This is a genomic window from Kribbella sp. NPDC050241 (assembly GCF_044459685.1).
Classification (GTDB): domain Bacteria; phylum Actinomycetota; class Actinomycetes; order Propionibacteriales; family Kribbellaceae; genus Kribbella.
Map to the genome: position 1 here is coordinate 281870 of NZ_JBITJE010000003.1, position 17991 is coordinate 299860.

A 17991-nucleotide genomic window follows, 5' to 3' on the forward strand; every position below is an offset into this window, starting at 1 on the left:
AGGTATGACCACGGCATGCGAGTTCCCCACAGTCCAGGTGACCACTGCGCCCCGACTGGTGACCGGCCAGTTCGGACGGTTGCTGGTGATGGTGTTCGGGTCCGGGCTGAGCATGTACCTGCTCACCTCGGTGGTCCCGCTGTACCTCGCCGCGAACGGGTCCGGCGGGATCGGCGCCGGGCTGTCGACCGGCGCGATGATGCTCGCCGCGGTCGGGACCGAGCTGCTCGTCCCGCGGATGCTGGCCCGCTGGGGCTACCAGGTCGTCCTGGGTCTCGGGCTGATCCTGCTGGGTGCGCCCTCACTGCTCCTGCTGGTCACCGCATCGCTGCCCGTCGTCCTCACGATCTGCGTCGTGCGCGGAGCCGGCCTGGCGATCATGGTCGTCGGTGCGGTCGCATTGGTCGCCGACGTGACCCCCGACGGGCGGCGCGGTGAAGCATTCGGTATCTACGGGCTGGCCGTCGGAGTGCCGGCAGTGATCGGACTGCCTCTGGGTGTCTACCTCACCAACCTGGTCGGCTTCAGCGCTCTGTTCGTGCTCGCCGCGGCCAGCTCCCTCCTGGTCCTCGGCATGCTGGCCGGGATGCCCAAGGCGACCAGCGAGGAAGAGCAGCACGTCAAGGTGCTGGGCGGACTACGCGGTAGCGGCCTGATGATGCCGACCTTCGTCTTCGCCGCGGTTACCGTTGCCGCGGGCATCAGCGTGACGTTCCTGCCGCTGGCCGTTGCCGAGGACAAGCACTCACTCGTCGCGACCGCCCTGCTGATGCAGGCGATCACCGCTCCCGCCGCACGCTGGCTGGCCGGTCGGTACGCCGATCGCGTCGGTCCGGCCAAGTTGCTGGCACCGGCGCTGATCCTGGCAGCCTCGGGTGCGGGCGCCCCCGTCCTGATCGGCAGCACAACCGCGATCCTCGTCGGTTCGACGCTCTTCGGCCTCGGCTTCGGCGCAGCTCAGAACCTCACGCTGACGATGATGTACGACCGCGTGCCGAAGTCCCGCTACGGCCAGGTCAGCGCCCTGTGGAACCTCGCGTACGACGGCGGCTGGGGCGTCGGCGCCATCGTCTTCGGCGCCGTGGTCGCGGGCACCGGCTACTCCGTCGCCTTCGGTCTGACCGCCGCCATCGTCGCGCTCGCGATCGTCCCGGCGGTCAAGGCGTCAGTAGCAGCCCGCTCGTGAGCGCTCCCTGCGCGACGTTGACCACCGGCCCGGCCCCGGGCACGGCGAACCGGACGTAGGCGCCGGCCGGACTACCACCGAACAGGTAGGGCGCGATGCAGAACGGTACGGCGTCCTCGTGGACCTCACCGGTGGCGATCTCGACGAACTGCATGGTGAGCCGGTCGACCGGAACGTACCGCTGCAGGACGTATCCGCCCTCGACCAGCGCGGTATCCAAGGCCTCCTGCCAGGTCTGCGCGGGCACCTCCGGCCCGACGACGACACCGACACCGCCGTAGGAACCGGACGGTTTCAGAACAAGTTCGTCCTGGTCCGCGATCGCCCGGTCGCGCAGGTCCCGCGACAACACCTCCGTCCGCGGGACATGCCGACGTACGACCTCGGCATCGTCGGGGGACATCGAGTCCAGATCCGTCCAGAGCCAGGCGAAGATGGACTTGCTCGCCAGCAGCCAGCTCGCGGTCGGGGTGAAGACCCGGACCGTCTTGGTCCGTATGGCGGTGCCTAGGGCGTCGAGGCCGGCGCTCGGCGTCGTGCCCTGCGGGACGAACATCCGCAGTACCGCCTCGATCGGCCCATCGTCGACGAGCAGCCGACCGGCATCGTCCAACGTCAGCCACTCGACTGGGAACACTCGCATGTCCAGCCCGAGTTCGCGACCGCGCTCGCTGAACGGCTCGAGGAGCTTGATCATCGCCAGCCCGTCCTGGGAGCCCGGATACGTGCCGCCGGTGGTGAAGATCATCGCCAACCGGTCCGTCCCGGTCAGCTCGAGCGCCGACCGGACCGCCTCGTACCGCGCATCGACCGCGGACGGCGGCGCTGCCAGCCCGATCCCGTCCAGCACCGGATCCCCGTCGTACGCCGCCAGGAATCGCTGGGCGACCCCATCGGAGTCGTGGGCACCACCGAGTGCGCTGTCGATGTTGGCCTCGACCACGTACGGCGTTCCGTCCGCGAGCAGGATGTCCGCCCGGACACCGCCGAGCAGGTCCTCGGTCAGCGGGAGATCCTCGTCGAGCAAGTCGATGTAACCGGCCGGCATGCCGAGCGCCTTCCGCAACTCCCCCGCGGTCGAGGCACGCTGCAGGCACGCGGACAGGATCAGCCGGGCGACGGTCGCCGAGATGTCGGTGAACCGGCTATACGCGACCGCGGACATGATCGGCGGCCGCAGCGGCCGCCACTCCTTGTTGTGCGTCGCCACGCCGTCGTACACCTGCTGCCACGCGTCGAGTCCGCGCGCGACCAGCGCCGTACGCACCGCCGCGGGCAACTCGTGCCACCTGTCCGTCATTGTTCCTCCAGTACGGCGTGGATCGCGGTGACCAACTGGTCCCGGCCGGGTTGCACGGCCCGGTCCAGCGCGAGAGCGAAGGGGAGCACGGCGCCATCCGGCCGGGTCACGCGGCGAGGTGGTGCGGCGAGGTCGAAGCGTTCGGCGGCGATCGCGAGGATCTCGGCGGCGAACCCGCTGGTCCGATTCGAGTCGTCGATCACCACGAGCCGGCGGGTCTTGGCGACCGATGCGGCCAGGCCCTCCACATCAAGGGGATAGACCGTACGGGGATCGAACACCTCGACGGAGATCCCGAGGCCGGCCAGCTCGTCGGCAACCGTCAGCGCGTCCTGCACGAGGTGGCCGAGGGCAACGACTGTGATGTCGGTGCCGCTGCGGGCGATCCGTCCGACGCCTAGCGGTACGGGTGCGAGGGTGCTGAAGTCGAGGTCGTCGCGGACGCCGAGGGCACCGGACGGCGCGAAAAAGACGACCGGGTCGTCGTCCCGGACCGCCGAGACCAGCAGACCGTACGCATCGGCCGGCGTGGCCGGGACCACGGTCTTCACACCGACGTGCGCGAACAGGGTGTACGGATGGTCGGAGTGCTGGCCGGCCCACCCGGTCCGCGAGCCCGAGCCCGGGACGACGTACGTGACCGGGACCTTGCATTGACCGCCGGTCATCAGCGAGAACTTGTGGGCCTGGTTGGCGATCTGCTCGAAGACCAGGAACAGCAACGACGGGATCTGGAACTCGATCACCGGCCGCATCCCGGCCAGTGCGGCACCGGTGGCGAAGTTGGTGAACGCCTGCTCGGACAGTGGAGTGTCCAGCACCCGGTCGGGACCGAAACGCGCGAACAGTCCGGCCGTCACGTTGGACGCGGCGGACCGGATGTCCTCGCCGAGCAGGAACACTGACGGATCGCGCTCCAGTTCGTCGCCGAGCGCGCGGTTGAGTGCCTTCAGATAGGACAGTTTGGGCATCAGCGCGGCACCTCCGGCGCGGCGTACAGGTACTCGAGAGCGGCCGCCGGATCTGGGTGGGCGCTCCCCAGAGCGATCACGGCGGCCGCATCGAGCAAAGCCTCGACCTCGGCATCGACTGCGGCCCGGTCCTCGGCCGCCAGTCGTGCGCCCTGAATCTCTACTGGGTCCCGCGACCGCCCAGCGGAGATCTCCTCGGTCGAGCGGTACGTGAGCCGGGCTCGGTGCTCGAACGTGTGGTGCGCGTCGAATCGGTACGTGGTGCATTCGAGGAACGTCGGGCCCTGACCGGACCGGGCCCGCTCGACCGCGACTCTGGTTGCCTCCAGCACCTTTTCCGGATCCTGGCCGTCGACCGTGACGGCCGGGATCCCGAAGGCTTCGGCACGCGCGGTGATGCTGCCGGCGACCGCGGACGCCACCGGCATCGTGGTCGCGTATCCGTTGTTCTCGCAGACGAAGATCACCGGCACCTGCCACAGGGCGGCCAGGTTGAACGCCTCCAGCAACATGCCCTCGTTCATCGCTCCGTCGCCGAAGAACGTCGCGGCGACGGTGTCCCGGCCCAGGCGGCGATGCGCCCAGGCGGCACCGGTCGCGATCGAGCCGGCCGCGCCGACGATCGCGTTGGCACCAAGGATGCCGAGACTGAAGTCGGCCGCGTGCATCGAACCGCCGCGGCCCTTGTTCAACCCGGTCTCCCGCCCCATCAGTTCAGCGAGCAGCCGGGCCGGGTCGACGCCTCGGGCCAGCACATGCCCGTGGCCTCGATGCGTGCTGGTGATGACGTCGGTATCCGTCAGAGCCGCGCACACCCCGGCCGCGATCGCCTCCTGGCCGATGTACGGGTGGATGCCACCGACGATCTCCCCGGACCGGACGAACTCGATCGCCCGCTCCTCGAAGCGGCGGATCAGGCGCACAGTCCGGTAGAGATCGCTCATCGGTCAGCCCTTCACCGCGGCCAGGATGGCGTCCCACAGGCGAGCACGCGCGGCCAGCGCGGTGTTGATGGTGTCGGCACAGGCCTCCCACTTCGCCTCGTCGTCGCCGCACAGGTCGCTGACCATCTGCATCGCCATCGGCGTGTGCTGCTCACCGTCGACCTCGATGTGCCGCTCGAGGTAGTCGACGAACGTGTTGAGCTTGTTGGAGCGCTCGTTCACCGCGACCACCTGGGTGAACATGTCCGGGATCAGATCCTCCCGGCCGAACGCGAACGCGGCCGCCTGGCAGTGGACCGGTGCGTTCTCGATGATGTCCCAGGTGGTGCCGGCGAAGTCGACCGACGCCTGCGGTACGCCGGCCTCGCGCAGCGACTCGACCACCGAACCACCGGCGCGCAGCAGGTCGACGAGCCGCGAGATCGCCGTGGTGTCGGCCCCGGCCTCCGCCATGCCGTTCACGTACAGCTCGAAGTGGCTGATGAACCCGTCGCCGAGTTCGTCGCTCTCCTCGACCATGACGATGTCGTTGATCAGCCGGCGACTGCTGGTGTGCGCGGTGGGGATCCACGGCACGGTGACACAGGTGAGCTCACGCTGCAACGATTTCAGCAAGGACATGAAGTCCCACACGGCGAACACGTGGTGCTCCATAAAGGTGACCAGAGCCTCGTGCGTGTCCAAGTTGGCGTAGAGCGGATGCTGCACGACCTTGTCGCGAGCCTCGGTAACGGCCTTCTCGAGCCGTTCGATGCCAGGATGGGTCTGACCCCAGTCGTAACGGGACATGGCGGTTCCTCTCAGCGGTCGGCCCACAGGGTCGGGCAGTAGTCGGGGTCGGCGTAGTCGGGGTGGCCGTCGGCGGTTCGGCGTACCAGGACGTCGTGGTTGTACGCCGCCAGGGTGCCGTCGGACAGGGGGAACTCGCGGTAGTGATTGGCGCCGTCCTGCAGGTGCAGGGAGACCGCGCGGCGCGGGCGGTCGCTGACGTTCGCACCGCTGCCGTGGTAGGTCCGGCAGTGGTGGAAGTTCATGTGACCGCGAGGGATCGTGATCGGGACCTTCACCACTTCCGCGGTGTTGTACGCCGCGTTCTCGGTCAGCATCTGGTCCAGCTGGGACCGATCCCGCTCGGCGAAGTGGCGTACGACGGTGTCGTCCGAGCCGATCTCCCGCCAGCGGTGGCTGCCGTCGACCATCGTGATCGTGCCCATCTCCGGCGGGCAGTCGTGGAACGGAATGAACGCGGTCAGCATCCGGTCCGACGACGACGACGACCAGTAGTGCTTGTCGAAGTGCCAGGGCACGATGTTCGACGGCTCGCCCTCGATCGGCGGCTTGTGGATCAGCGTGGACTGGAAGATCCGGATCGCGTCGGCCTGTGCCAGCCGGGCCGCGACCGCGCCGATCAGCGGCTTGCGCAGGATCTTCGCCAGGCCGTCGTGCTCGTAGTGCACGTAGTCGTTGTGCCGCTGGACGTCACCCTTCGACGGATCCCAGTACGCCAGCTTCGGCGGGGCCGTCGGCAGGGTCCGGTCGCGTTCGCCGGCGTAGTACCGCTCGCTGGCGTTGACCAGTTCCTCGGTCTCATCGTCCGTCAGCAGCTTCTTGGACAGGTACCAGCCGTGCTGGTTGTAGAAGGCAACGTCTTCGTCGGTCGGGAGCAGGTCCAACTCTTCTTCGGACAGCTTGAACTCCAGGCTCATGCGTCAGCTCCCGCCAGCTCGCGTTCCTTGGCTTCGTAGAGGGCCTTGATGTTGCCGCTGCCGAACGTCATCGCGCCGCGCCGCTCGATGATCTCCAGGAACAGGGTGCGGCGGACGTGCATCGACTCGGTGAAGATCTGCAGCAGCTGACCCCAGTGGTCCCGGTCGACCAGGATCCCCAGTTCCTCCAGTTCCTCGATCGGTGTCTCCACCTCGCCGACGCGCTCCGGCAGCGCCTGGTAGTACGTCGACGGAGTACCGAGGAAGTTGACGCCGCGGCCCGCCAGCGTGCTGACCGCCTCGACGATGTTGCTGGTGCGCAAGGCGATGTGCTGCACTCCGGCGCCGGCATGCCAGCTGAGGAAGTCGTTGATCTGGCCGGGACGGCGGTTCGCGTCGGGCTCGATCAGCGTGAACGTGACGTGCTTCGACGGACTCTGGACGACCTTCGAGTCCATCCCCTGGCCGGCCACCTCGATGTACTCCTCGAAGATCCGCGGGAACCCGAACACCTCCTCGTAGAACGTCGCCGTCGGCTCGAGCTCACCGGACGGCACACAGATCGCCAGGTGGTCGATCTCGCTGAACAGCTTCTCGTCCGGGCCACTCGCGGGCTCGGTGATCTGGAACGCGCCCGGTGCGAACTCCCGCCGTGGGCCGTGCCGCTCGACCAACCGATGGATCACATCGCCGAATCCGGCCACCTCGGCGATCACGACGGTGGTCTCCCGGCCGTCGGTGTACGTCACCGGCTCGCTCACCGGCTCGGCACCCCGCGCCAGCAGCTCTGTGTAGGCGACCGACGCGTTGTCCACTTCCAGCCCGACCACGGCGACCCCGTCACCGTGGCGCCGCACGTACTCCGCCGCCGGGTGGTCCGCGGCCAGCCCCGAGGTCAGCACGATCTGTACGGCGTCCTCGCGCAGCAGCAGCGACCGCTGATCCGGCAGACCGGTCTCCGGACCGCCCTGGCCGTGAATCTGCAGGCCGAACGCGTGTCCCAGGTAGAACGCGGCCTGCCGAGCGTCGCCCACGTACATCTCCACGTGGTCGATCCCGTAGATCTCCATCACACCCTCACCTCACTGTTCATCTGTCGCCGCTTCGGCGTGGTGGCGGTGCCGAGGAGCAGGCTCACGTTCTGGCCGCCGAACCCGAACGAGTTCGACAGTGTGTACTCCGGCCGCAGGTCGCGGGGTTCCTTGCGGACGTGGTCCAGCGGGCAGGCCGGATCCGGATCGTCCAGGTGGTACGTCGGCGGCACCAGACCGGTCGTGATCGCGAGGGCCGCTGCCGCAGCCTCGACCACTCCGGAGGTGCCGAGCATGTGTCCGGTCAGCGCTTTGGTAGAGCTGACTGCCGGGGCGCGGTCGCCGAACGCGAGCCCGATCGCGACCGACTCGGCCACGTCGCCGAGCTTCGTGCTCGTGCCATGTGCGTTGACGTAGAGGACCTGACTCGGTCGTACTCCGCCGCTCGCCAGGGCTCGCCGCATGCACTCGGCGGCGCCCATTCCGTCGGGCCGGGGAGCAGTCGGGTGGTGTGCGTCGGAGTTCACGCCGTACCCGGCCACATCGGCGTAGCCGCCGGCCCCTCGGGCTGCCGCATGCGCTGTGCTTTCGAGGACGAGCAGACCGGCGCCTTCGGACAGCACGAACCCGTTGCGGCGTAGGTCGAACGGGCGGCTCGCCTCGGCCGGATCGTCCCAGCCCCGCGCCAGCGCTCGTGCGTTGGCGAAGGTTTCGGCGAAGGTCGGGAACAGTGGGGCTTCGCTTGCGCCGCACAGCACCACGTCCGCTTCGCCGGATCGGATCAGCCGAACCGCGTCCGCGATCGCCTGAGCACCCGAGGCGCACGCCGTACCGACTGCTGAGGTGTAGCCGCGGAGACCGAACCGGATCGCGATCCGAGCAGCCGGCATGTTGGGGAGGATGCCGGTCAGGAGGTAGGGGCTGACGGCGGCACGACCTCGTTCGGCCCGGGCCAGGACCTGTTGCTCGAGCGTCGCCATACCGCCGACGCCGCCGATGATGACGCCGATGCGGTCGGGATCGACGTTGTCGCCGACGACCAGGCCGGCGTCGTTCAGTGCGTCCTCGGCCGCCAGCTGTGCAAGGACAACCGTCCGATCCATCACCTTGCCGTCAGGGCCGGAGGTGATCTTGCCCGTGTCGATCGGCGGGAGGATGCCGGCGAGCTCGACGGAGTTCGCGATCGGGTGGTCCGCCGGTGGTTTGACGATGCCCGATCGCCCGTGCAGCAAGGCGTCGTACACCGTCTCCACGCCTCGGCCGACGGGCGTGATCAGACCCATCCCGGTGATCGTCACGCCGCTGCCCGGCGCGGTCATGCCTCTGCCCCGGTCAGGCGTGCTTCGCGGAGTGCGACCTTGCGGACTTTGCCTGTCACCGTGACCGGGACCTCCTCCGCGCCGACCACGGTCACCGTGCGGATGATCGTTGCGACTTCCTCACCGACCGCGGCCTTCACCGCGTCCACGCGGTCTTCTTCGGCCGCGTCCGGCGTGAGTTCGAGCAGGATGTCGGCGACGTACTCGCCGTCGCCCGGCGTGATGATCACCGTGCAGTCGAGGACTTCGGGAAGGGCCGCGAGGATGCGTTCCTCGGACAGCGAGGTGAACAGTTGCGGGCCGTCGAAGCCGGCGACCGCGTCGGGGATGCGGTCGAGGTGGAAGTAGTGGCCGGTGTCGTCGCGGTAGGCCAGGTCGCCGGTGAGGAACCAGCCGTTCAGGCGGAAGCGGTACGTGTTGACCGAGTCGTTCCAGTAGCCGGGTGAGACGCTCGGCGACCTGAAGCCGAGCAGGCCGGGCTTGCCTGGTGGCAGTTCGTCGCCGGTCTGCGTGAGCACGGCCGCCTCGGCGAACTCGTACGGCTTGCCGATGCACCGGCCGTAGTGGTCGCTGTCGCTCGTGTGCGTGATGTGGAAGCCGTTGTGGCCCATCTCGCTGGACCCGAGACCGTCGATGAAGTGCGAGCCCTTGACGGTCAGGCGACCGGCGCGGGTGACGGTCTGCCGGGTGCCGACGGCAACCAGTTTGCGGATGTGCGGTTCGTGCGCACAGTCGCCGGTGTTGAACCACATCCGGACCGAGTCGAGGTCGTGGCGATTCAGGTCCTCGCGGGCCAGGCCGGCCCAGGTGACGGCGAATCCATAGACGGAGTGCGGTTTCCAGCGTTCGATGTGGTGAAGGACGTTCGGGGCATCCTGGCTGGACACCAGCAGCATCTCGGCCCGGTTCCCGAGGACCTGGTTCACCATCAGGACCGTGGCGGTGTGCGGGATCGGGAGGGCGTTCAGGATCCTGTCGGTGCCTTGCGCCTGCGGCATCGTGAGCAGGTGCTTCAGAGCGGCGTACAGCGTGGTGTGGGTGTGCATCACCGCCTTCGGTACGCCGGTCGTGCCGCTGGTGTGGGTGATCACGACAGGGTCGTCGGCGTGGTGCCGGTAGTGCTCCGGCGCCATGGCCGGGTCCGCCGTCCCCAGGTCGCGCGGCTCGGCAAGAATCGGTGCCTCGTGCAACAACTCGCGATGTGCCGCGTCCGCGAGTACGCCGGTTGCGCGGAGGCGGCGGACGAACTCTTCGGCGATGGGTGGGCTCATCTTGCCGTTCATCAGCGCGGGGATCGCGCCGACCCGGGTCAGCGCGAGGAAGCTCAGGACGATGTCCTGCGCCTCGGTCGCCCAGATCGCGACCACGTCCCGGCGTCCGATGCCGTGCTCGTGCAGCCACGCGGTACGGGCCTGGACCCGCTCGTCCAGCTCGCCGAGGGTCAGTGGGTGCTCGGCCGGGTAGTGGTCGACGGGTGTGTCGAACGTCAGGCCGGGGCCGCTCAGGTCGGCGCCGTGGGCGATGACCCTCGCCAGGACGTTGCCGGTTCCGATCGCCGGGTCCGCGGCGAGCCGGGCTCTCAGGCTCTTCATATCGGGTCTCCCCCACTCACGATCCGGGCGGACGCCTGGTCGGCACCCACCTCCACGATCAGCACCTGGTCGGCGTCCCCATCGCCGATCAGCAACGCGGCCTCGTTCTCGCCACCGTCGGTCACACACACGACCGGGCCGCGCAGGTCCCACTTCGCCGCGATCCAGCCGGCGATGCTGTTCGGCACCGACTGGAAGAAGAACAACGGACCGATGCGCTTGCCCTCAGCAACAGCTTGGCGTACGTGCTCCGCGCTCACGCTGTCCCCGTCACTCACCAGCACGATCCCCGTCGGGGTTTTGCGTGGCTCCGTCAGCCGGCTCATGCATCGCTCAGCCACCACCGCGGCCAACGGGTTGAACACCGACAACACGAACCCCGGCACCACCGGCGGCCCTGCCGCGACGTCATCACCCGGCTCCGGCCAGTAGCCCTCGCCACGCACGACGAGGTCATGAACTTCCAGCAACTCGCTCATCCCGCCCGCACCACCAACGCGGTATTGGCGCCGCCGAACGCCGAGTTCACCGTCATCCCATACGCCGACGTGGCCGGCCGAGGCGCATCCAGAATCAGATCCACCGAACACGCGGGATCGGGCTCGAGGAACCCCGCGTTCACGGGCAACTTTCCCTCCCGCAAGGCCTGCACAGTCACCACGAACTCCACCAACCCCGAAGCCTCCAACGCATGCCCATGCAGCCCCTTCGTCGAACTCACAGATGGGCTACTGCTGAACACTGTGGTGATGGCGGCGGCCTCGGCTGCGTCGGCGAAGGGGGTGCCGGTGGCGTTGGCGTTGAGGTAGCTGATCGCGTCTGGTGGTACGCCGGCCTTCACCAAGGCTGATCGGATCGCAGTGGCCAGGCCCCGGCCGTCCGGGGATGGCTGGCAGGGGTGGTACGCGTCGCCGGTTCGGGACCAGCCGAGGAGTTCGGCCAGGCCATCGCCGGCTTGGAGGACTACTGCGGCTACGCCATCGCCCAGGAGCAGGCCGCGGCGGTTGAGGCTGAACGGGCGGACTGTGTTGTCGTCGGCCAACGCCCGCCCGGCGTCAAAGAGGGCGAACTGGTGTGGTTCGACCAGATACGCGGCTGCTACGACGATGCGATCGGCGCGGCCTGTGCTGATGAGGGTTCCGGCGGCGGCGAGCGCCGTACTGGCGGAGACGCAGGCGCTGGTGTAGATGCGACGTTGCCCGAAGTCGCAGGCCGGCGCGGAGTGGAGTGCGAGCAGGAGTGGCGTCGTACTGCGGTCGACACCGGCTTGTGCGCAGGCGGTTGCGATCGCCAGGTCCAGTTCTTCTTCCAGCGTGCCGGTTTCGGCGGCCATCGCGGCGTACCGGACCCGGCGGTTGCTGGTGTCGAAGCGCCGTACCTCGGTGAACGCCGGGGCGCCGGTGAGCTGCGCCTCCGGACCGCGGCCGAGCGCGGTCAGGATCGAGAGGCCGGTGACGGAGACCGGTCGCGCTTCAGACATGGCTGGTCAGCACCTCGGCGATCACGGTGACTGCGTCGTCGACGGTGGTCATCCGCTCGAGTTGGTCGTCGTCGAGCTGTACGCCGTACCGCTGCTCGACCTGATGGACCAGCCAGGCCAGCTCCATCGAGTCGATCCGGTCCGTGCCGGGTGGCCGCTCGCCGAGGCCGGCGAGCCAGCTGATGATCTCGTCCCGCCCGGGCGGTGGTGGGTTCGAGTTCATCAGACCTGCTGAGCTACCCGGCCGGCCACCTCGGTGGTGAACTCGCCGACCGTCATCAGCGCGAGCTGCTCGGACTCGTCGTCGGAGAACCTGACCCCGAACCGATCCTCGACCCGCACCGACAGATCCGCCAGCGCCAGCGACTCCAGGTCCACGCCGGCCGGGCCGAGCGTGGTCTCGTCATCGACGCCCTCGGTGTCGTAGTTCATGTCCTGCAGTTGCGCGATGACGAAAGCGCGAACCTCGTCCTTCATCTTGTTACCTTCTTTCGGTGGGTGATTCGGTACATGTCTGGGTGGCTCCGGCCGGCGCCGAGTCGCGCGCCACGGCCCACGCGCTGCTGCTCGACCTCGCGAGCACCCTCGTCAGGAGGCCGTCGCTTCGTCACGCGGACAACGGGCAGCCGTACGTCGACGGGCTGGCCGTGAGCCTCAGCCACAGCCGCAATCTCGTGGTGGTTGCCGCGTCCTTGTCGGGTCCGCTCGGCGTGGACGTCGAGGACGTCCACCCCCGCGAGGTCAACGCCCTCGCGCACCGGTGGTTCGACCCCGCCGAACTCCACTGGATGTCCGAGCAGCCCGACCACCTGATCGCCTTCCTCCACCTCTGGACCGCCAAAGAAGCAGTAGGCAAAGCCCTCGGCCAAGGCCTCAGAAACTCCGGCCTCCGCCGCCGCATGCCACTCGGTGGTGGCGCGGTCGAGTCGGAGCCGGGGCTGGTGGTGACGTACGTGCCGTGGGAGGGGGCGGTGGTCGCGCTTGCTGCCGGTGCCGGTCTCACGGAAATCGTGCTGACCGCGCATCACGGGGTGGCCTTGCGGAGGACTGTGACGTCTCGGACTAGTTTTCCGGTGGTGGTTCGGGGGAGTTGATCGAGGACGCGGAGGGTGCGGGGGCGTTTGTAGGAAGCGAGGAGTTGGGCGAGTTCGGCTTCCAGGTGGGCAGCGTCGCGCGGGCGGTTGAGTTGGAGGTAGGCGGTGATCGCGCCGTCGAACACGACAACGGCCGCCTCGACACCGCGGAGGGTGCCCAGGGTGTACTCGACCTCCGTCAGGTCGACCTTCAGGCCGCCGACCGAGACCTGCGAGTCGAGGCGCCCCTTGATGCTGACCAGACCGGTTTCGGGATCGACCACACCGGCGTCACGGGTACGGAGCCAGCCGTCGGACCATCGCGCCGGATCGGACAGCCCGAGGTACGGCGATTCAGCCCGCCGGACCTGGAGTTCGCCGTCGACAGCACGGACCTCGATCCCCGGTGCCGGACGGATCGCCGGGCGATGTTCGCCGTACAGATCGGTGCCGATGACCCCGACCTCGGTCATCCCGTACATGTTCCCGAGCGGTACGCCGTACTTGTCCTCGAACGACTGTGAGACCGCGGCCGGTACCAACTCGCCACCCGTCGTCATCCGCTGGAACTGCGGCAACTTCGGTGGCTCCTGGACCGACGCGAGCAGCCCGATATGGAAGGGCACCCCGAGAACCGTCGCCGGCGACGTCCCCGCAGCGATCGCCTGCACGATCGCGTCACCCGTCAACCGCGCCGGCGGCACCAGCTCGACCCCTGCATGCAGGCCGTAGAGCAGACCTCCGACCAGTCCGAGCACATGCACCATCGACGGCAGCAGAATCAACCGCTCACCCCGCACCGGCACCCCGTCGATCCGCGTGTACCGCAGTACCTCCTCGACGAGATCCTCCGCCGTCCGGCCGATCACCTTCGACGGCCCCGTCGACCCGGAGCTCAGCTGTACGACGGCGTGTGCGGTCCCGGCCGGATGACCCGAGTAGCTGGCCACATCGGTGTGCACCTCGACGAACGTCCGCAGTCCCGACCGCACCGGCCGCTCCGGCGACACCACGACCTGCGGAACCAGCCGCTCGATCGCCCGCCGGACCTCGTAGTCGGTCAGCCGGTGATCCAGCAGGATCGCCTGCCCGCCACTGCGCCAGACCGCCAGCAAATGCGTCACGAAAGCCAATGAGGGCGGTAATCGTAAAGCCGCGGCACCACCGGCACGAAAACCCGCGTTGCGGAGTTCCGATTGACGATCCCGGACCAATCGGCGCAGTTTCGCGCGATCAACAGGTTCCGGAAGACGAAAGCAGACATCGGTGGCCGGGCCGGCGAGCAGGACGTCGTCGACCCACTGCGCGCCCTGGGTGGTTCCGGGCACCACGACAGTACCGTGATTGGTCATCCGAGCTCCGAAGTTCGTTGCACACAAAGGATTCGAAGACCAGGACCTCCACCAAGGTCTGGCGATGACGCGACGATACGACACGATCACACAACTGCGCTATGGACCAGAAGTGATGATCCAACTACCGTTCGCAACCTCTTGCGGAGGCTTACTCAACCGCCGAAAAGACACCGGAAACAATGCATCGAGAGGTTAGGAATCTGTGCAGACTCAAGCACAGTGAGGGTTTACCCCACGCACAAAGAAACAGTCCGGCAGACCGCACCGGACTATGCCGCAGAGATTGTGGCACGCAGGTGCGCCGAGCTGACGCCGCTACAGTGATGGCGTTGAAGCTGGCGTGCGGAGGGGCCGATGACAGCAGGTACGCAGGAGACGCCAAGGGACTGGGTTCCGGTCGAGCACCGGTGGTTCGGACTCGACCGACGGACCTTCCCGGCCGGGCTGACCAGCCTCGCCATAGCGCTGGTGCTGATCTACGGCTTGCCGGCGCTCAACGCGGCGATTCCGTGGCACAACCAGATCAAGGCCGGTCAGGTGCTCGAGCTCGGCGACGGTGCGACCGCGGTGCCACCGGTCGGCTGGCAACTGGAGAGCGGGAGCCTGACTGGCGGGAACGCGACGAGCCTGCAGGTGAAGCTGGCCAGCGGAGGCGCCACGATCGAGCTGACCGGTACGTCGTACGACGGCACCGCGACAGCGTTCCTGGATCAGGTGGATCGGTCGGAAAGCGACGCCCCGGGCGTGAGTGGGCGGCGCGGAACGCTGACGACCGGAGGCGGCCTGGTCGGAGTCGTGGAGAGCCGAACCTCCACCGGCGGTGACGGCATCGATGCTGCCTTCAAGATGGCCACCGGCACACCCGAGGCGGTGGAGGCTGCGCCTGCGCTGCTCGTCCGCGTCCGCACCGCGCCCGGTCAGTTCGAGCAGTACCAGGACGAGGTGGCAGCCCTGCTGCGCAGCATCACACCGGGGCCGGCCCGATGACCGACACCGCAGTGCCCGAAGGCAAGGCCGCTCAGCTCAGCGCGATCGAGGAATCGGGCTGGGGGCAACCGTTCCGGTTCCTGCAACCGCACAACCTGGCGTTCTGGGTCTACGTCCTGGGCGTCGGCGGCGGCGCCCTGACGATGCTTCGGTACTTCGGGCCGCGCGCCTCGTTCTACTCGCCGGCCCTGGCCGGCGGCATCCTCCTCTTCGCGCTGTACCTCGTGCCGTGGCTGCTGCTCCTGCGCCATCACAACCGGTTCACCGCTCAGCCTGCCGGGCTGCTGGCGACCGGCTTCGTCTGGGGTGGCGTCGCCGCGACGTTCTGGATCGCACTGCCGGCCAACCAGGCGTTGCTGGAGATCTGGGCGAAGGCCGGCGGCAGCTCCTTCGGCGCGGACTGGGGCGCCGGACTCACCGCGCCGATCAACGAGGAGTGGGGCAAGGCACTCGGGCTGGTGCTGCTCATCGGCCTCGCGCCACGCCTGGTCCGCAGCGCGTACGACGGGTTCATCATCGGCGCGTACATCGGTCTCGGCTTCCAGGTGTTCGAGGACGTGCTCTACGTCTACAACGGCGCGACGCAGTTGTACGGCGTGGACCAGCTCGGCTCGTCGTTGCGGGTGTTCCTGGTTCGGGGCGCGGCCGGCATCGTGTCACACGCCCTGTTCAGTGCGATCTTCTGCGCCGGCCTGATGTGGGTCCTCGGCAGGACCCGCGGCGAGCGCAACGTGGTCAGAGGCGTACTCACCATGCTGATGGCCATGCTGTTCCACTTCGCCTGGGACGACATGGCCGGTCTCAGCGGCGGTGGTGTCGCCGCGGCCGGCTTGCCGTTCGTGATCGCGGCCATCGAACTGACGGCGCTGTTCTACGTCCTGCGGCACGCCGCCCGGCAGGAACGCGTCTGGACCCGTGCCCTGCTCGCCCCCGAACTCGCGACCGGTGCCCTCGACCCGGCTCTGCTGGACGCGGTCAGCGGCCTGAGAAGAGATCGCAAGGCCTACCGCAAACACCTCCACAGCCGCAGGAAGGCCCGGCACCTGCTGGAAGCCGCCACCGATCTGTCCCGCGAGCTGGCCCAGGCCCACGGCGCCGAAACTCCCGGTGTAACCCACGCCCGATCCGAACTCCTCCGCCTCCGCTCCCCCGCCTGAGTGGCAGTGCGGCTGTGCTCAGGCGGAGGCGGTGCGCTGGGGCGAGGCGCCGAGGGTGGCCAGGGCGTCGGCTACTCGGCCGTGGGCATCCTCGAGCGCAGCCCGGGCCGCCGGGATGGTGGCGCCGGTGAGTAGGTGGACGAGGGCCGGCTTCAGTTCGCCTTCGGCCGCGGCCAGTGCGGCTTCGCACGCCTGCTCGTCAGCGCCGGTTGCCTCGGCGAGGATGCGCAGCATCCGGCCGCGGAGCTTCTTGTTGGTGGCGACCAGGTCGACCATCAGGTTCGACCAGGTCCGGCCGAGCTTGATCATCAGCGTGGTGGAGAAGGAGTTGAGGATCAGCTTCTGCGCCGTGCCGGCCTTGAGTCGCGTCGATCCTGCGATGACCTCAGGCCCGGTGTCCGCGGCGATCACGATGTCGGCCAGCGGCGCCAGCGGGGCGTTCGGGTTCGACGTCACCAGCACGGTGGTCGCACCGGCCGTCCGGGCCGCCTTGAGGGCCCCAGCGACGTACGGCGTACTCCCAGAGGCAGCGAGGCCGATGACGATGTCCTGGCCGGTCACAGTGGCCGCGTCCGCGGCACCGCCATCCTCGGAGTCCTCGACGTTCTCAACCGCGCGGAACAGCGCGTCCATCCCGCCGGCGTGGTGCGCGACCACCAGGTCCTCGGGCGTATGGAACGTGGGCAGCAACTCGGCGGCGTCCAGTACGGCGAGGCGTCCCGACGTCCCGGCGCCGAAGTAGTGCACCCGACCACCGCCGCGGACCGCCTCGACGGCGGCATCCACAGCCTTGGTCAGCTCGGGGATGACCAGTCCGACGGCGCCCGCGACCCGCGCATCCTCGTTGTTCACCAACTGCAGGATCTCGGACGTCCCCACCGCATCGATGGCGAGCGTCCTCGGGTTGCGCTGCTCTGTCGGTGAGGTCACAGATCCGATGTTAGTTTCCTACTGAAGGATTTTCAATTCCGTTCATCCTTGACAGAAAACTGTTGACGTCACTCAGAGCCCTTGAGCCGGTGACCACGGACCGAGGTGGCCGTCTCCTCCAGCGCCTTGCGCGCGTCCGGCAGCACCTGCTGCGCGACCCCGATGAACAGGCAGTCGATCACGGTCAGTTGCGCGATCCGGCTGGACATGGCCCCGGACCGGTACGTCGTCTCCCGGGCGGCCGTGGTCAGCACCAGATCCGCCGTCTTGGCCAGCGGCGAGCGGGGGAAGTTCGTCACCGCGACCGTGGTGGCGCCGTGCTTGGCCGCCTCCTCGAGCGCCTCGACGACCTCGACCGTCGTACCGGTGTGGGAGATGCCGATCGCCACGTCGCCGTCCCCGAGCAGGGCGGCGCTGGGCAGCGCGACGTGGACGTCGGACCAGGCGAACGCGACCCGCCGGATCCGGTGCAACTTCTGCTGCAGGTCGAGCGCCACGAACGCGCTCGCACCGAAGCCGTACAGGTCGACGCGAGGCGCGTTCACGACCGCGGTCACGACCTTGGCCAAGGAGTCCACGTCGACCTGCTGCGCGGTCTCACGGACCGCCCGCTCGTCGGCGAACGCAACCTTGCTGACAACGTCGGCCAGCGAGTCGCCGGGCTCGATGTCGCCGCCCACCTCGGGTCGCGCACTCTCCTGCGCCGACTGGGCCGCCAACTGCAGGCGGAGCTGCGGATAGCCCGGGACGCCGATCTGCTTGCAGAACCGGATGACCGTGGTCTCCGAGGTGGATGCCACCTCGGCCAGTTCGGAGATCGTCATCGCGGCCACTCCGCCCGGGTCCGCGAGGACCGCGTTCGCGACCCGCTGCTCGGCCGGGGCCAGCGCGGGCATCACCGCGCGGACCCGGACCAGCAGCGGCCCCGTGGGTTCTGGAGAGGTCGTTGAATTCATGACA

General features: G+C 68.5%; 19 protein-coding genes. 4 read left to right on the top strand and 15 right to left on the bottom strand.

Annotated features, from left to right (window positions below):
• Positions 1-4 precede the first annotated feature (4 nt).
• Positions 5-1186, top strand: a complete 1182-nt coding sequence (locus ACIBG5_RS15890; protein WP_396392273.1) for an MFS transporter — start codon at positions 5-7, stop codon at positions 1184-1186.
• On the opposite strand, the gene ACIBG5_RS15895 is transcribed toward ACIBG5_RS15890, so the two are convergent.
• From ACIBG5_RS15895 to ACIBG5_RS15950, 12 genes are read right to left on the bottom strand one after another with little or no spacing between them, the layout of a single operon-like run.
• Positions 1158-2486 carry a hypothetical protein gene (locus tag ACIBG5_RS15895; protein ID WP_396392274.1) on the bottom strand — a complete coding sequence of 443 codons (1329 nt, stop codon included), beginning with the start codon at positions 2484-2486 and terminating at the stop codon, positions 1158-1160. The two genes, ACIBG5_RS15890 and ACIBG5_RS15895, sit on opposite strands and share 29 nt — an antisense overlap.
• Positions 2483-3457, bottom strand: coding sequence for an alpha-ketoacid dehydrogenase subunit beta (locus ACIBG5_RS15900; RefSeq protein WP_396392275.1), 975 nt, complete (start codon positions 3455-3457; stop codon positions 2483-2485). The genes ACIBG5_RS15895 and ACIBG5_RS15900 overlap by 4 nt, the downstream gene beginning before the upstream one ends.
• Positions 3457-4401, bottom strand: coding sequence for a thiamine pyrophosphate-dependent dehydrogenase E1 component subunit alpha (locus ACIBG5_RS15905; protein ID WP_396392276.1), 945 nt, complete (start codon positions 4399-4401; stop codon positions 3457-3459). Before ACIBG5_RS15905 ends, ACIBG5_RS15900 begins: the two co-directional genes overlap by 1 nt.
• 3 nt (positions 4402-4404) lie before the next feature.
• Entirely contained in the window at positions 4405-5190 is a 786-nt protein-coding gene (locus tag ACIBG5_RS15910; RefSeq protein WP_396392277.1) for a DUF3050 domain-containing protein, read from the bottom strand.
• Positions 5191-5201: 11 nt separating this feature from the next.
• Complete coding sequence (locus tag ACIBG5_RS15915) at positions 5202-6107, bottom strand: phytanoyl-CoA dioxygenase family protein (protein ID WP_396392278.1); 906 nt, start codon at positions 6105-6107, stop codon at positions 5202-5204.
• Positions 6104-7177: a 4-hydroxyphenylpyruvate dioxygenase gene (gene hppD, locus ACIBG5_RS15920; RefSeq protein ID WP_396392279.1), complete on the bottom strand. Its 1074-nt coding sequence runs from the start codon at positions 7175-7177 to the stop codon at positions 6104-6106. The genes ACIBG5_RS15915 and hppD overlap by 4 nt, the downstream gene beginning before the upstream one ends.
• The gene (locus ACIBG5_RS15925) at positions 7177-8457 is read right to left on the bottom strand and encodes a beta-ketoacyl-[acyl-carrier-protein] synthase family protein (RefSeq protein WP_396392280.1); all 1281 of its coding nucleotides are present in this window, start codon (positions 8455-8457) and stop codon (positions 7177-7179) included. Before ACIBG5_RS15925 ends, hppD begins: the two co-directional genes overlap by 1 nt.
• Entirely contained in the window at positions 8454-10049 is a 1596-nt protein-coding gene (locus ACIBG5_RS15930) for a class I adenylate-forming enzyme family protein (protein ID WP_396392281.1), read from the bottom strand. The genes ACIBG5_RS15925 and ACIBG5_RS15930 overlap by 4 nt, the downstream gene beginning before the upstream one ends.
• Positions 10046-10528 (bottom strand): hypothetical protein, encoded by a 483-nt coding sequence (locus ACIBG5_RS15935; RefSeq protein WP_396392282.1) that lies wholly within the window; start codon positions 10526-10528, stop codon positions 10046-10048. Before ACIBG5_RS15935 ends, ACIBG5_RS15930 begins: the two co-directional genes overlap by 4 nt.
• On the bottom strand, positions 10525-11529 hold the full coding sequence (locus ACIBG5_RS15940) for a beta-ketoacyl synthase N-terminal-like domain-containing protein (RefSeq protein ID WP_396392283.1): 1005 nt from the start codon (positions 11527-11529) through the stop codon (positions 10525-10527). Before ACIBG5_RS15940 ends, ACIBG5_RS15935 begins: the two co-directional genes overlap by 4 nt.
• Positions 11522-11752, bottom strand: coding sequence for an acyl carrier protein (locus tag ACIBG5_RS15945; RefSeq protein ID WP_396392284.1), 231 nt, complete (start codon positions 11750-11752; stop codon positions 11522-11524). The genes ACIBG5_RS15940 and ACIBG5_RS15945 overlap by 8 nt, the downstream gene beginning before the upstream one ends.
• Complete coding sequence (locus ACIBG5_RS15950) at positions 11752-12006, bottom strand: acyl carrier protein (RefSeq protein WP_131512895.1); 255 nt, start codon at positions 12004-12006, stop codon at positions 11752-11754. The genes ACIBG5_RS15945 and ACIBG5_RS15950 overlap by 1 nt, the downstream gene beginning before the upstream one ends.
• Before the next feature lie 17 nt (positions 12007-12023).
• Here ACIBG5_RS15950 and ACIBG5_RS15955 point away from each other — a divergent pair, with 17 nt between their 5' ends.
• The gene (locus tag ACIBG5_RS15955) at positions 12024-12623 is read left to right on the top strand and encodes a 4'-phosphopantetheinyl transferase family protein (RefSeq protein ID WP_396392285.1); all 600 of its coding nucleotides are present in this window, start codon (positions 12024-12026) and stop codon (positions 12621-12623) included.
• On the opposite strand, the gene ACIBG5_RS15960 is transcribed toward ACIBG5_RS15955, so the two are convergent.
• Entirely contained in the window at positions 12554-13954 is a 1401-nt protein-coding gene (locus ACIBG5_RS15960; protein WP_396392286.1) for a class I adenylate-forming enzyme family protein, read from the bottom strand. The two genes, ACIBG5_RS15955 and ACIBG5_RS15960, sit on opposite strands and share 70 nt — an antisense overlap.
• A 357-nt stretch (positions 13955-14311) precedes the next feature.
• Between ACIBG5_RS15960 and ACIBG5_RS15965 the strand changes: the two genes are divergently transcribed.
• Positions 14312-14944: a hypothetical protein gene (locus ACIBG5_RS15965; RefSeq protein WP_396392287.1), complete on the top strand. Its 633-nt coding sequence runs from the start codon at positions 14312-14314 to the stop codon at positions 14942-14944.
• Positions 14941-16101 carry a PrsW family intramembrane metalloprotease gene (locus tag ACIBG5_RS15970; RefSeq protein ID WP_396392288.1) on the top strand — a complete coding sequence of 387 codons (1161 nt, stop codon included), beginning with the start codon at positions 14941-14943 and terminating at the stop codon, positions 16099-16101. The genes ACIBG5_RS15965 and ACIBG5_RS15970 overlap by 4 nt, the downstream gene beginning before the upstream one ends.
• A gap of 18 nt (positions 16102-16119) precedes the next feature.
• Here ACIBG5_RS15970 and murQ read toward each other — a convergent pair whose 3' ends face one another.
• Positions 16120-17031 (bottom strand): N-acetylmuramic acid 6-phosphate etherase, encoded by a 912-nt coding sequence (murQ, locus tag ACIBG5_RS15975; protein ID WP_396392289.1) that lies wholly within the window; start codon positions 17029-17031, stop codon positions 16120-16122.
• Positions 17032-17099: 68 nt separating this feature from the next.
• On the bottom strand, positions 17100-17987 hold the full coding sequence (locus ACIBG5_RS15980) for a MurR/RpiR family transcriptional regulator (protein WP_396392290.1): 888 nt from the start codon (positions 17985-17987) through the stop codon (positions 17100-17102).
• Positions 17988-17991 lie beyond the last annotated feature (4 nt).